General features: G+C 66.9%; 11 protein-coding genes. 4 read left to right on the top strand and 7 right to left on the bottom strand.

Features of this window, described 5'->3' with window-relative positions:
* The first annotated feature begins 205 nt into the window (after positions 1-205).
* A complete protein-coding gene (locus ACUCV0_RS04535) occupies positions 206-808 on the top strand; it encodes a cysteine dioxygenase family protein (protein WP_059314578.1) in 603 nt (200 codons plus the stop codon).
* Positions 805-2,373, top strand: coding sequence for a rhodanese-related sulfurtransferase (locus ACUCV0_RS04530; RefSeq protein WP_313649609.1), 1,569 nt, complete (start codon positions 805-807; stop codon positions 2,371-2,373). Before ACUCV0_RS04535 ends, ACUCV0_RS04530 begins: the two co-directional genes overlap by 4 nt.
* On the opposite strand, the gene ACUCV0_RS04525 is transcribed toward ACUCV0_RS04530, so the two are convergent.
* Positions 2,370-3,017 (bottom strand): alpha/beta family hydrolase, encoded by a 648-nt coding sequence (locus ACUCV0_RS04525; protein WP_482212108.1) that lies wholly within the window; start codon positions 3,015-3,017, stop codon positions 2,370-2,372. The two genes, ACUCV0_RS04530 and ACUCV0_RS04525, sit on opposite strands and share 4 nt — an antisense overlap.
* A 111-nt stretch (positions 3,018-3,128) precedes the next feature.
* Between ACUCV0_RS04525 and hemN the strand changes: the two genes are divergently transcribed.
* The gene (hemN, locus tag ACUCV0_RS04520) at positions 3,129-4,511 is read left to right on the top strand and encodes an oxygen-independent coproporphyrinogen III oxidase (RefSeq protein ID WP_482212107.1); all 1,383 of its coding nucleotides are present in this window, start codon (positions 3,129-3,131) and stop codon (positions 4,509-4,511) included.
* A gap of 63 nt (positions 4,512-4,574) precedes the next feature.
* Complete coding sequence (gene fnr, locus ACUCV0_RS04515; RefSeq protein ID WP_312379047.1) at positions 4,575-5,306, top strand: fumarate/nitrate reduction transcriptional regulator Fnr; 732 nt, start codon at positions 4,575-4,577, stop codon at positions 5,304-5,306.
* Positions 5,307-5,351: 45 nt separating this feature from the next.
* Here fnr and ACUCV0_RS04510 read toward each other — a convergent pair whose 3' ends face one another.
* The 6 genes from ACUCV0_RS04510 to dnaX all read right to left on the bottom strand — a co-directional run bounded on the left by ACUCV0_RS04510 (position 5,352) and on the right by dnaX (position 12,385).
* Complete coding sequence (locus tag ACUCV0_RS04510; RefSeq protein ID WP_482212106.1) at positions 5,352-7,769, bottom strand: TonB-dependent siderophore receptor; 2,418 nt, start codon at positions 7,767-7,769, stop codon at positions 5,352-5,354.
* A 74-nt stretch (positions 7,770-7,843) separates the two neighbouring features.
* On the bottom strand, positions 7,844-8,773 hold the full coding sequence (locus tag ACUCV0_RS04505) for a DUF4880 domain-containing protein (protein WP_482212105.1): 930 nt from the start codon (positions 8,771-8,773) through the stop codon (positions 7,844-7,846).
* A complete protein-coding gene (locus ACUCV0_RS04500; protein WP_482212104.1) occupies positions 8,770-9,279 on the bottom strand; it encodes a sigma-70 family RNA polymerase sigma factor in 510 nt (169 codons plus the stop codon). Before ACUCV0_RS04500 ends, ACUCV0_RS04505 begins: the two co-directional genes overlap by 4 nt.
* Positions 9,280-9,377: 98 nt before the next feature.
* Positions 9,378-9,977: a recombination mediator RecR gene (recR, locus tag ACUCV0_RS04495; RefSeq protein ID WP_271654636.1), complete on the bottom strand. Its 600-nt coding sequence runs from the start codon at positions 9,975-9,977 to the stop codon at positions 9,378-9,380.
* Between the two features lie 62 nt (positions 9,978-10,039).
* Entirely contained in the window at positions 10,040-10,366 is a 327-nt protein-coding gene (locus tag ACUCV0_RS04490) for a YbaB/EbfC family nucleoid-associated protein (RefSeq protein WP_007162246.1), read from the bottom strand.
* A 33-nt stretch (positions 10,367-10,399) separates the two neighbouring features.
* Positions 10,400-12,385: a DNA polymerase III subunit gamma/tau gene (dnaX, locus tag ACUCV0_RS04485; RefSeq protein ID WP_482212103.1), complete on the bottom strand. Its 1,986-nt coding sequence runs from the start codon at positions 12,383-12,385 to the stop codon at positions 10,400-10,402.
* Positions 12,386-12,505 lie beyond the last annotated feature (120 nt).

The raw sequence follows: 12,505 nt of genomic DNA, 5'->3' as shown, positions 1-12,505 counted from the left end.
CCTGGTCTGCTTAGAACCTACCGTTGTGAGTCGCCGAGACGGAAATATCGATTGTGCATAACCTAATATGCACGACATGGATAAATAAATTGTATAATTATGCGATTAATGGTTTTTAGCACAGAACCAATCGATCTAAGGCGCCAGGCCCTGACCTTGCTTTAATGGCCGGCATTGCCCACCCGTCTCATCCGTGGAGCCCGCCATGCCCCCTAGGCTCGATCGCCTGCGCCTGTTCCTGCATGACCTCGCCACCTTGGTCGACGAACACCCTGCCGAAGCTCAGCTGCTGCAGCGCGGCGCCGCCCTGCTCGGCGAACTGGTCCGCCATGACGACTGGCTGCCCGAGGACTGTGCCCTGCCCCGCCCCGAGCGCTACAGCCAGTACCTGCTGCATGCCGATGCCCGCCAGCGCTTCTCGGTGGTGAGTTTCGTCTGGGGTCCGGGCCAGGCCACTCCGGTGCACGACCACCGTACCTGGGGCCTGATCGGCATGCTGCGCGGGGCAGAGATTGCCCAGGGCTTCGCCCGCGACCCCGCCGGTCGCCTGCTGCCGGAAGGCGCGCCCGTGCGCCTGGAGCCGGGCCAGGTGGAAGCGGTCTCGCCGCGGGTGGGCGACATCCACCAGGTCAGCAACGCCCATGCCGACCGCACCTCCATCAGCATCCATGTCTATGGCGGCAACATCGGCGCCGTGCGTCGCGCCGTCTATGCCGAGGATGGCCAGGAAAAGCCCTTCATCTCCGGCTACACCAATCGCCAGCTGCCCAACCTGTGGGACCTGTCCCAGGAGACCGCCACGCCATGACCGTCATCCGTACGCCCGAAGACATCCGCCAGGCCCTGCTCGCCGGCGCCGAGGTCGCCCTGCTCGACGTCCGCGAGGAAGACACCTTCGCCGCCGGCCATCCGCTGTGGGCCGCCAACCTGCCGCTGTCACGCCTGGAACTGGAGGCCTGGTCGCGGCTGCCACGGCGCGACGTGGCCATTACCCTCTACGACAATGGCGAGGGCCTGGCCGAACGCGCAGCCGAGCGTCTGCGGGCCCTGGGCTACACCGACGTGGCCCTGCTCGACGGCGGCCTGGAAGGCTGGCGCGCCAGCGGCGGCGAACTCTTCATCGACGTCAATGTGCCGAGCAAGGCCTTTGGCGAGTTGGTGGAGGCTCGGCGCCATACGCCCTCGCTGCCCGCCGAGGAGGTCAGGGCGCTGCTGGATCAGGGCGCCGATCTGGTGATCCTCGACGCCCGCCGTTTCGAGGAATACCAGACCATGAGCATTCCCGGCGGGGTCAGCGTGCCGGGTGCCGAACTGGTGCTGCGGGTGGCCGAGCTCGCACCCGACCCCCGGACCCGGGTCATCGTCAATTGCGCCGGCCGTACCCGCAGCCTGATCGGCGCCCAGTCGCTGATCAATGCCGGCATTCCCAATCCGGTGGCGGCCCTGCGCAACGGCACCATCGGCTGGACCCTGGCCGGCCAGGATCTGGAACAGGGTCAGCGACGTCGCTTTGGTGAGGTGGGAGCGGACACCAGGACGACCGCCGCAGTGCGCGCGCGCCAAGTCGCCGACCGTGCCGGCGTCACCCGCCTGGCCTTCGCCGAGCTGAACGCCTGGCACGCCGATGACAGTCGCACGAACTACCTGATCGATGTGCGCACTCCCGAGGAATACGCCGCCGGCCACCTGCCCGGCGCCCGCTCCACTCCCGGCGGCCAACTGGTGCAGGAGACCGATCACAGTGCCCCGGTGCGTGGCGCGCGCCTGGCGCTGGTGGACGACGACGGCGTGCGCGCCAACATGAGCGCCTCCTGGCTGGCGCAGATGGGCTGGGCGGTTGCGGTGGTCGACGACATCCCGACGAGCGCCATGAGTGCCACCGGCCCCTGGCAGGCACCGGTGCCCATGCCGGGGCCGGTGGAGCGCATCTCGGTGACGCGGCTGCAGGAATTGCTGGCCGAGCCAGGCACCCTGGTGGTGGACGTCACCGCCAGCGCCACCTATGTGCAAAGGCATATCCCCGGCGCGGCCTGGGTGCTGCGCGCCGATCTGCCAACGCAGCTGCCACCCGCCGAGCGCTATGTCTGCACCTGTGGCAGTGGTCAACTGGCCGCCTTCGCCGCCGTCGACGTCCAGGCCACCACTGACCGGCCGGTCCTGCTCCTGGAGGGCGGAACCGCCGCCTGGCTGGCCGCCGGCCTGCCGGTCGAAGCCGGCGAGACGCGGCTGCTGTCGATCCGGCGTGATCGCTACCGGCGCCCCTATGAGGGCACCGACGCCCCGCGGGAAGCCATGCAGGCCTACCTGGACTGGGAGTTCGGCCTGGTCGAGCAGTTACGGCGGGATGGCACCAGTGGTTTCCGGGTGATCTAGCCGCTGGTCCGCACGAAGCCCGCCACCCGCGCCGCCGTGTCCACCAGCACCTGGGCCTGATTCAGGCCACTGCGCTTGAGTGGTTTGAGATCATGGTCCGCGGTCGCGATCCACTGCACCTCGATGCTTGGCGCCAGGGTGTAGCCCGCCACCTCCTCTCGCGACCCCAGGGCATCCCGCTCGCCTTGGACAATCAGCGTCGGCGTGGCCAGGGTCGCCAGGTGTTCGGTGCGCAGACGCTCCGGCTTGCCGGCCGGGTGGAAGGGATAACCGAGGCAAATGAGGCCCTCTGCGCCCAGCTCGTCGGCCAGCAGACTGGCCATCCGCCCACCCATGGATTTGCCCGCCAGCCACAGCGGTCCGCTTTCTGCTGCTCGCCAGCGCTTCACCACCTGGCGCCAGTGCTCCAGCAGGACCGGCGCGGGATTGGGCGGGCGCCGCCGGCCTTCGGCACGGGCCCGCGCCATGTAGGGGAATTCGAATCTCAGGGTGCGGATCTCGCGCCGGGCCAGCTCCTCGGCCAGCTGCTGCATGAAGGCGCTGTCCATCCCCGCCCCTGCCCCATGGGCCAGCAACAGGGTCGCCAAGGGGCTGCCGGCGGAGCGGCATTCGCGAAAGCTGTCGAGGTACAACTCGTCTGCCATGGGCTACTCCTCGTCAAACGCCAGAGCTTAACCCGGCCTTTATTGATCTGGATCAATAAAGGCCGGAGCCTGCCCCTCACACTGGGCGCCTCGAAACCATTGGAGCCCGGCATGACAGCCGCCCTCGTCTGGGACGCCGACCTCATCGCCCGCTACGATCGCGCCGGCCCCCGCTACACCTCCTACCCCACCGCCGTGCAATTCCACGACGGCATCGGCCCCTTCGACCTGCTCGGCGCCCTGCGCCTGAGCCGCCAGGCCGGACGCCCGCTGTCGCTCTACCTGCACGTGCCCTTCTGCGCGAACATCTGCTACTACTGCGCCTGCAACAAGGTCATCACCAAGGACCGCAGCCGCAGCGCCGCCTACCTGGAGGCCCTGCGCCAGGAGATGGTCCTCACCAGCCGGCACCTGGACAGTAAGCAGCGGGTGGAACAGCTGCACCTTGGCGGTGGCACCCCGACCTTTCTCAACCCCATGCAGCTGCGCGAGCTGATGGCTGACCTGCGCCGCCACTTCACCCTGGCCTACGACGACCGCGGTGACTACTCCATCGAGATCGACCCGCGCGAAGCCGACTGGAGCACCATGGGCCTGCTCCGCGAGCTGGGCTTCAACCGCGTGAGCTTTGGCGTCCAGGACCTGGACCTGCAGGTGCAGCTGGCGATCAATCGCCTGCAACCCTTCGACGACACCCGCACCCTCGTGGAGGCCGCTCGCGCCCTAGACTACCGCTCCATCAACCTGGACCTCATCTACGGCCTGCCCCGGCAGACCCCAGCCAGCTTCGCCCACACCGTGGAGCGGGTGCTGGAGCTGCAACCGCATCGCCTGTCGGTGTTCAACTACGCCCACCTGCCACAGCGCTTTCCGCCGCAGCGACGCATCGAAGTCAGCGAGCTGCCGGACCCCGCGGCCAAGCTGGAGATGCTGCAGCGCACCGTGGAACAGCTGCTGGCCGCCGGCTATCGCTACATCGGCATGGACCACTTCGCCCTGCCCGACGATGATCTGGCCATCGCCCAGGAAGACGGCACCCTGCAGCGCAACTTCCAGGGCTACACCACCCACGGTCACTGCGACCTGCTGGGTCTGGGCGTTTCCGCCATCAGCCAGATCGGCGATGTCCTCTGCCAGAATACGCCCGACCTCGCCCGCTACCAGGAACGCCTGGGCCACGGCGACCTGGCGGTGGCCCGCGGCGTGCGACGGTCGCGGGATGACCGCATTCGCGGCGCGGTGATCGGCCAGCTGATCTGCCATTTCCAGCTGGATTTCGCCGCCATCGAACGCAGTTGCGAGCTGGATTTTCGCCAGTACTTCGCGGACGCCTGGCCGCAGCTACTGGCCATGGCCGCCGACGGCCTGATTTGCCTCGACGAGCGCGGCCTTCAGGTGCTACCCCCTGGCCGCCTGCTGATACGCGCCCTGTGCATGCTGTTCGACCGCTACCTGTCGGGCCACGACAACCAGCGCTTTTCCCGGGTGATATGACCCATGCCTGCCATGACTGCTAAAGTTAGACTTTTGGAACCAGACGAGAAGCGATCCTCCGCCATGACCGAGCCCCTCAAGCTGCGCAACGCCCAGGCCCATTGCAAGGATTGCAGCCTCGCCTCGCTGTGCCTGCCGCTCTCGCTCGACCTGAAGGACCTGGACGCCCTCGACCAGATCGTCAAGCGCGGCCGGCCGCTGGCCAAGGGCGACCACCTGTTCCGCCAGGGCGATACCTTCGGCTCGGTCTATGCGGTGCGTTCCGGCGCGCTGCGCACCAGCAGCCTAAGCGATACCGGGGAGGAGCAGATCACCGGCTTCCACCTGCCCAGCGAACTGGTCGGGCTATCGGGCATGGACACCGAGCGCTATCCGGTCTCGGCCCGGGCGCTGGAGACCACCACCGTCTGCGAGATCCCCTTCGAGCGCCTGGACGAGCTCTCCGAGCAGCTGCCGCAACTGCGCCGGCAATTGTTGCGGGTGATGAGCCGGGAAATCCGCGACGACCAGCAGATGATGGTGCTCCTGTCCAAGAAGAGCGCAGACGAGCGCATAGCCACCTTCCTGGTCAATCTCTCGGCGCGCTTCCATGCCCGTGGCTTTTCCGCCCAGCAATTCCGCCTGAGCATGTCGCGCAACGAAATCGGCAACTTCCTCGGCCTGGCGGTGGAAACCGTGTCGCGGGTCTTCACCCGCTTCCAGCAGAGCGGCGTGCTGGCGGCCGAAGGCAAGGAAGTACGCATCCTCGACTCCGCCCGCCTCTGCGCCCTCGCGGGCGGCCAGCTGGAAGGCTGAGCCGCTTGCGCCTGCCGCTCAGCCAGCAACAGGCGCCCGGCCCCTTTAGAAGCTGTAGCTGACCGTCGCGGTCACGTTGCGCTCCTCCCCGAAATAGCAGAAGTCCAGGCTATAGCAGGACGCCACATAGTCCTTGCCCATCAGGTTGTTGGCATTGACCCGCGCCGTGAGCCCCGGCAGCCCGAGCCGGGTGAAGTCATAGGCGAGCATGGCATCCACCAGGGTGTAGGCCGGTACCTTACGGGTGTTGGCCTTGTCCGCCCAGCTGGTGCCCACGTAGCGCGCCCCGGCGCCGACGCTGAACCCCGCCAGCGGTCCGGCCAGCTCGTACTCACCCCACAGCGACGCCTGGTGGCGTGGCGCCTGGTTCGGCGTGTTGCCCTGGTTGCCATCCAGCGCCTGGGTGTACTCGATGTCGGTGAAGGTGTAGCTGCCCAGCAGCTTGAGGCGCTCGGCCAGCTGCAGATGGCCTTCCAGCTCCAGGCCACGGGAACGGATCTCGCCTACCGAGGAATAGAAGTCTTCCTGCGGCAGCTTGGTCGCCACGTTTTCCTGGGTGATGTGGAACAGCGAGGCGGTGTAGAAGCTGGTGCTGCCCGGCGGCTGGTACTTCAGGCCCAGCTCCCACTGCTTGCCCTCGGTGGGCTCCAGGGGATTGCCCGCCGCGTCGTTGTAGGCATTGGGATTGAAGGACGTGGAATAGCTCAGGTAGGGCGCCAGGCCATTGTCGAACAGATAGAGTGCCCCGGCCCGCCCGCTGGCCTGGCCGCGGCGCGCGCTGCTGCGCGTACCCGCCAGACGATCCTCGATGCCGATCTCCACCCAGTCCTGGCGCAGACCCAGGGAAAAGCGCCAGCGATCCAGCTCGATGAGATCCTGCAGGTAGACGCCGGTCTGCGCCAGCTCGCGGCGGTATTCGGTGCCGGGTGAGATGGTCACCTGACCGCCGTAGCTGGGCTCGAAGGCGTCCAGCGGATCCGCCGTGCCACTGGGCCAATCCACATGGGTCCAGCGACGCTGGTAGTCCAGTCCGGCGAGCAGGGTGTGCCGGCTGCCGGCCCAGTCGAAGTCCGCCTGGACCAGATTGTCCAGGGTATAGGCGTGCAGGTTCTCGCGGCCGCCGGAGTAATAGCGATTGAGCAGATTGCTGTCGCCGACATAGCCGTAGCCATAGACCTGCTCCAGCTCAACCCGCGACTTGGCGTAGCGGAAGTTCTGCCGCGCGCTCCAGACGTCGTTGAATCTGTGCTCGAACTGATAGCCGACCATCTGCTGGGTCCGCTCGAACTTGTCGTGATCGGGCTCGCCGTCGAAGAAATGGTTGCTGATGTAGCGACCGTTGCGCCGATAGAGACTGCCCTCGGCCGGTACCCCGCTGTGGTAGCCACCGTCCGGGTCCTTTTGCAGATAGGCCTGCAGGGTCAGGGTGGTGTCGTCGCTCAGGTCGATGGCTAGGCTGGGCGCCAGGGCATAGCGCTCTTCTTCCACGTGGTTGAACTGGGTATCGCTGTGCTGGGCGAGGCCCACCAGGCGATAGGCGATACGCCCCTCCTCGTCCAGCGGCCCGCCGAAATCAAAGCCGGCGCCGCGCTGGCCGAGATTGCCCAGCATGGCCTGGACCTGGTGATAGGGCTGGTACAGCGGCTTCTTGCTGGTGAGCGCCACCAGCCCGCCTGGCAGGCTACGGCCATAGAGCACCGAGGCCGGCCCCTTCACCACGTCGATGCGTTCGAGAAAATAGGGATCGACCTGCAGCGAGCTGAAGGTGCCGCTGTCGCCCATGGTCTTGAGGCCGTCGAGAAAGACATTGTCGACGCTGTTGTCGGCGAAGCCGCGCATCACCACATAGTCATAGCGATTGGACGCGCCGATCTGGCCGGTGAAGATGCCCGGGGTGTACCTCATGGCCTGCTGCACGGTCTTGGCGCCTTGCTCATCGATCTGCTCGCGGGTCACCACCGAGACCGACTGGGAGGTTTCCAGCAGCCCCTTGCTGGTCTTGGTGGCCACGTTGCTATGGGTCGCCAGGTAGCCATCGGTCTCGCCCAGGGCATTGCCCAGGGCGAAGCCGGTCACCGTGGTGTCGTTCAGGGAGGTCACGCCGGTCGCGGCCACCGACTCCAGGCGATAGCTGCCATCGGCCTGGCGCACCGCCTGCAGGCCGCTGCCCTGGAGGATCTGCTGGAAGCCTTCGCCCGGTGTGTAGCGGCCCTGCAGCCCCGGACTGCGGCGCCCCTCCAGACTTTGGGCTGGTGCCGAGAGCAGTACGCCACTCTGGGCGGCGAAGGTGCTGACCACGGTGGCCAGGCTGCCTGCCTCGATCCGGTATTCCTGAGCTGGGGGCGCGGCCTGGGCCAGGCCCAACGGCGCGACCAGACCGGTAATCCCCAGCGGTACGGCCAGCGCCAGGACACGTGCCGCGCGACGCAGGGGGTGAAGGGTAAAGCGGGGTGGGCAATGCATGGAGGCCTCGAATAACAGATCGTTTCCTCTAAGCCCCACGAGCGCCCAAAAGGGGAACCACCCGCCGCATTTTTTTAAGCGGGCACGAGCTGCACCCACCAGGGCAGGCGCCGCTCCACCCGCACCGGGAGGCTATCGGCCAGGGCTGCCAGGGCGCGATCGGTGTCGCCCAGTGGATAGCTGCCTACCACGCGCAGTCCGGCGACCGTGGCGGTGCAGGTCAGCAGCCCTGGGCGATAACGCCCGAGTTCCTCCACCAAGGCCTGCAACGACCAGTCGTCCACCACCAGCCGCCCCTGGCGCCAGAGCTGACGACCCGGATCGACGCGACCCAGCGGCCGCACCCCGTTCACGGTCATCAGGGCGCGAGCCCCTTCAGCCAGGACCTGAGGGGGTGCCTGTAGTGGCAACAGCTGGAGGATGCCGCTATAGGCTGCGACCTCCAGCCCGTCCTCGCGCGCTCGGACCGCGCAACAGCCCGGGCCAGGACGCACCTGACCGACCGCCGTGTCCAATTGCAGGACCGCCGCCCCGCGCCGACTTTCCAACAGCACCTCGCCGCGCAATAGCCGCCAGCGGATTGAAGTCTCCCGCGCCAGCTGGCTGTCGGTGTTGAGCCAGCCCCGCACCCCAGTGGCGAGGTCGAAGGCACGGATCTCACCGACTGCCGTGCTCAGATCAGCACCCTGCCCTAGCCGCCAGTCGTCCGGACGATTCCAGCCCAGTGCCAGGCCACCCAGGGCCAGGCCCAACACCTTGAGCGCACGGCGCCGCCCCAGGGTCTCGCGCCGCGCCAGTGCCAGGCGTCCTGACACCGGCAGACCCGCGAAGCGGGCGCTGATCTCCTCCACCCGTGCCCAGGCGACGGCGTGGCGAGTGTCCGCCTGGAGCCAACGCTCCCAGGCGCGCTCGGTGGCGGGATCCACCTCGTCGGCAGCCAGCTCAGCAAACCAGAGCGCCGCCTCTTCCAGCGGTTCACCGCGGCCAGGGTTCAGGGCACTCAAGAGACCAGTTCCAGGCAGTGGAGCATGGCTTGCGCCATGTACTTCTTGACCATCCGCTCCGACACCCCCAGACGCTGGGCGATGAGGGCATAGGTGAGGCCTTCGAGCTGCGCCAGCAGAAAGGCCTGGCGCACGCGACTGGGCAGGCGATCGAGTAGCGCATCGAGTTCGGTGAGGGTTTCCAGGATCAGCGCTTGGGCTTCCGGCGAAGGCTGTACCTCCTCGGGTCGCGTGGCCAGGGCCTCCAGATAGGCGCGCTCCAGCGCCTGGCGGCGCCAATGATTGGCCAGCAATCCCTGGGCAACGGTAGCGAGAAAGGCGCGCGGTTCACGCAGGCGTTCCAGCTCGGTTTCTCGCGCCAGCAGCCGGACGAAGGTATCCTGGGCCAGGTCGGCCGCCTGCCCCAGGCAACCCAGCCGCCGCTGCAGGCGCTCGCGCAGCCAGCCGTGGTGGTCCAGGTAGAGGGTCCGGATTTGTCCGTGCCGGTCGGACTCGAGCGTCTGCATCACCATCCTCGGAAGCAGCTGACTTCCAATAATGATAATGCTTCTCGATCACAAGATACAGAGCTGTCATCCTTTCAGGGTGACGGGATAGTACGGCGCTAGAGCGAGATCGGCTTGCGCCCAGCGAAGGCGTGGGTCAGGGTTCCGCCGTCGACCAGATCCAGCTCGCCGCCCAGGGGCACGCCATGGGCGATCCGGGAGATGGTCAGGCCCTTGGGCGCCAGCAGCTGGGCGATGTAGTAGGCAGTCGCCTCGCCTTCCACCGTGGGGTTGGTGGCGATGATCATTTCCTGGAAGCCGCCCTCGCTGACGCGCCGTTCGAGTTCGGGCACGCCGATGGCGTCCGGACCCAGACCGTCGATGGGCGACAGGTGCCCCTTGAGCACGAAGTAGCGCCCGCGATAGCCGGTCTGCTCCACGGCGAAGACGTCCATGGGGCCCTCGACCACGCACAGCAGGCTGTCGTCACGCCGGGTATCGCTGCAGAAGCCGCAGATCTCGCTTTCGCTCAGGGTACGACACTGGCGGCAGTAGCCTACCCCTTCCATGGCCGCGCTGAGGGCACTGGCCAGGCGCAGGCCGCCCTGGCGTTCGCGTTCGAGCAGTTGCAGGGCCATGCGCTGGGCAGACTTCTGGCCAACACCGGGCAGGACCCGGAGCGCATCGATCAATTGGCGGATCAGGGGACTGAAGCTCATGGACTACCGTATTGGAAGGCGGGAGAAACGGGTGTCCAGCGGACACCCGGAGCTGGAGCGTCTTAGAAAGGCATCTTGAAGCCGGGCGGCAACTGCATCCCGGAGGTCATGCCGGACATCTTGTCCTGGCTATTCTGCTCGATCTTGCGGACCGCGTCATTCACCGCGGCGGCGATCAGGTCTTCGAGGATTTCCTTGTCTTCCTGCATCAGGCTGTCGTCCAGGCTGACGCGCTTGACGTCGTGTCGGCCGGTCATGACGACGCTGACCAGCCCGGCGCCGGATTGGCCGGTCACTTCGGCGTTCGCCAGCTCTTCCTGCATCTTCTGCATCTTTTCCTGCATCTGCTGGGCCTGCTTCATCAGGCCGGCCATGCCACCTTTCATCATGTCTGCTACCTCGAACTATGAATGGAAAACCGGTCAGGCTTGGGTGTCGACCGGCTCGATGGTACCCGCGCGCACCGTGGCGGCGAACTGTTGCATCATCTGGCGGATGAGCGGGTCGTCCTGGATGGACTGCTCCGCCAGCCGCTGTCGCTCCGCCCGGCGCCTGGCGGCGGCCTGGGCGGGCGTCTCCTGCTCGGGGGTCTGGATGGTGACCTCGAGCGTGATTGTACGTCCCTGCTGCTGGTTCAGCGCATCGTTGAGCCGGCGCTGCTGGTTGGCGTTGAACAGGGCGCTCTGCGCCGGATCCAGGTGCAGATGCCAGCGATCGTCATCTACTGCCACCAGGGTGCAGTTGGCCGCGATGCTGGCGGTCAGACCGCCCAGCTTGAGATCGGGGAACAGCGCCTGCCAATCGGCCGCGAGGCCCGTGGCCGGCTGCACCGCAGGCGCTGGAGCCGCGGCTACCTCGTCGACCGCCGGTTCGCCAAGGCTGTCGAGATAGTCGTCCAGCCCTACTTCGTAGTAATCCTCGGCTGGCGGCGGCTCTTCGTCACCGTCCAGATCGTCACCGGAGGTGTCCGCCGGCAACTCGGCGATTACCGTCGCCGCAGGGGTCGTCTCGACCCGGGGCGTGGCAGGTGCGCTGGGCGTCGCCTGGGGCGCTGGCGTAACGGGCCGCGCCACCGGAGCCGGCGCCTTTGCCGCCTCGACTACTGGTTGCGCAGGTTCCCCCCAGGGAAGATCGACCAGCGACTCTTTAGGGGTGGTATTACCCGAAGATGGCGATGCCTGTTTCAGCGCGGGTGCCGTTTGAGGCGAGGCTGCAGGCGCTGCCGGCGTCGGGACCGCTGCGGCCACCGGACGGGGATTGGAGTCAGCCGTGGCCGGGCTGGCTCCCGTCGTCTTTAAGGCCGGTCGCTCGGGGATGGCCGCACCCGCCGGCCGGAAGGCCAGCATGCGCAGCAGGACCATCTCGAAGCCGTGCCGCGGGTCCGGCGCCAGCGGCAGATCGCGCCGGCCAACCAGACCCAACTGGTAATAATATTGGACGTCTTCCGCCGGCAGCGTCTGCGCCAGGGTCAACACCCGCTCGCGATCGCCCTGGCCATTGTCCACCGCATCGGGCAACACCTGGGCGATGGCCACGCGGTGCAGCACATTGAGCAGCTCGGCCAGAACACCGCCCCAGTCGGGACCCTGCTCGGCCAGATGGCGGACTGCGTCCAGCACGGCGCGCCCATCCCCTTCCAGCAGGGCCTGGAGCACGTCGTAGACCTGGCCATGGTCGAGGGTGCCGAGCATGGCGCGCACGTCCGCAGCCAATACCTTGCCCTCGCCAAAGGCGATCGCCTGGTCGGTCAGGCTCATGGCATCGCGCATGGAGCCATCGGCCGCGCGCCCCAGCAGCCAGAGGGCGTCGTCCTCGAAGGGAATGCTTTCCGCGGCAAGTACGTGCTGAAGATGGGCAACGACCCGCTCCGGCGGCATGTTCTTCAGCGAGAACTGCAGGCAGCGCGAGAGGATGGTGACCGGCAGCTTTTGCGGATCGGTAGTAGCGAGCAGGAACTTGACGTGGGGCGGCGGCTCTTCCAGCGTCTTGAGCAGAGCATTGAAGCTGTGGGTGGAGAGCATGTGCACCTCGTCGATGAGGTACACCTTGTAGCGACCACGGGACGGCGCGTACTGCACGTTCTCCAGCAGCTCACGGGTGTCTTCCACCTTGGTACGGCTGGCGGCATCCACCTCGATCAGATCGACGAAACGGCCTTCGTCGATCTCGCGGCATACCGAGCAGCTACCACAGGGCGTCGAGCTGATCCCGGTCTCGCAATTCAGGCACTTGGCCAGGATCCGCGCGATGGTGGTCTTGCCCACCCCGCGGGTTCCGGTGAAGAGATAGGCGTGGTGCAGCCGCTCGTTATCCAGCGCGTTGATCAGCGCCTTGAGCACATGGGTCTGGCCGACCATTTCGCGGAACGACCGCGGGCGCCATTTGCGCGCAAGAACCTGGTAACTCATCGAGACCTGATCAGGAGAAGACGTGGGGGGAGCACATGCTAACGAAGAGGGGCCACGAATGCATCCCGTGGCGTGGCACCAAGGCGATGCCACGAGGACTTCGGCTACCTCGTTAGATGG

This window comes from Pseudomonas sp. VMV1, from assembly GCF_056790235.1.
This window is presented reverse-complemented; position numbering and strand designations above follow the sequence as displayed.

Coding starts and splice junctions, on each gene's coding strand:
- ACUCV0_RS04535 (WP_059314578.1), top strand. CDS start 206: ATGCCCCCTAGGCTCGATCGCCTGCGCCTGTTCCTGCATGACCTCGCC.
- hemN (WP_482212107.1), top strand. CDS start 3,129: ATGACAGCCGCCCTCGTCTGGGACGCCGACCTCATCGCCCGCTACGAT.
- ACUCV0_RS04490 (WP_007162246.1), bottom strand. CDS start 10,366: ATGATGAAAGGTGGCATGGCCGGCCTGATGAAGCAGGCCCAGCAGATG.
- recR (WP_271654636.1), bottom strand. CDS start 9,977: ATGAGCTTCAGTCCCCTGATCCGCCAATTGATCGATGCGCTCCGGGTC.
- fnr (WP_312379047.1), top strand. CDS start 4,575: ATGACCGAGCCCCTCAAGCTGCGCAACGCCCAGGCCCATTGCAAGGAT.
- ACUCV0_RS04510 (WP_482212106.1), bottom strand. CDS start 7,769: ATGCATTGCCCACCCCGCTTTACCCTTCACCCCCTGCGTCGCGCGGCA.
- dnaX (WP_482212103.1), bottom strand. CDS start 12,385: ATGAGTTACCAGGTTCTTGCGCGCAAATGGCGCCCGCGGTCGTTCCGC.
- ACUCV0_RS04530 (WP_313649609.1), top strand. CDS start 805: ATGACCGTCATCCGTACGCCCGAAGACATCCGCCAGGCCCTGCTCGCC.
- ACUCV0_RS04500 (WP_482212104.1), bottom strand. CDS start 9,279: ATGCAGACGCTCGAGTCCGACCGGCACGGACAAATCCGGACCCTCTAC.
- ACUCV0_RS04525 (WP_482212108.1), bottom strand. CDS start 3,017: ATGGCAGACGAGTTGTACCTCGACAGCTTTCGCGAATGCCGCTCCGCC.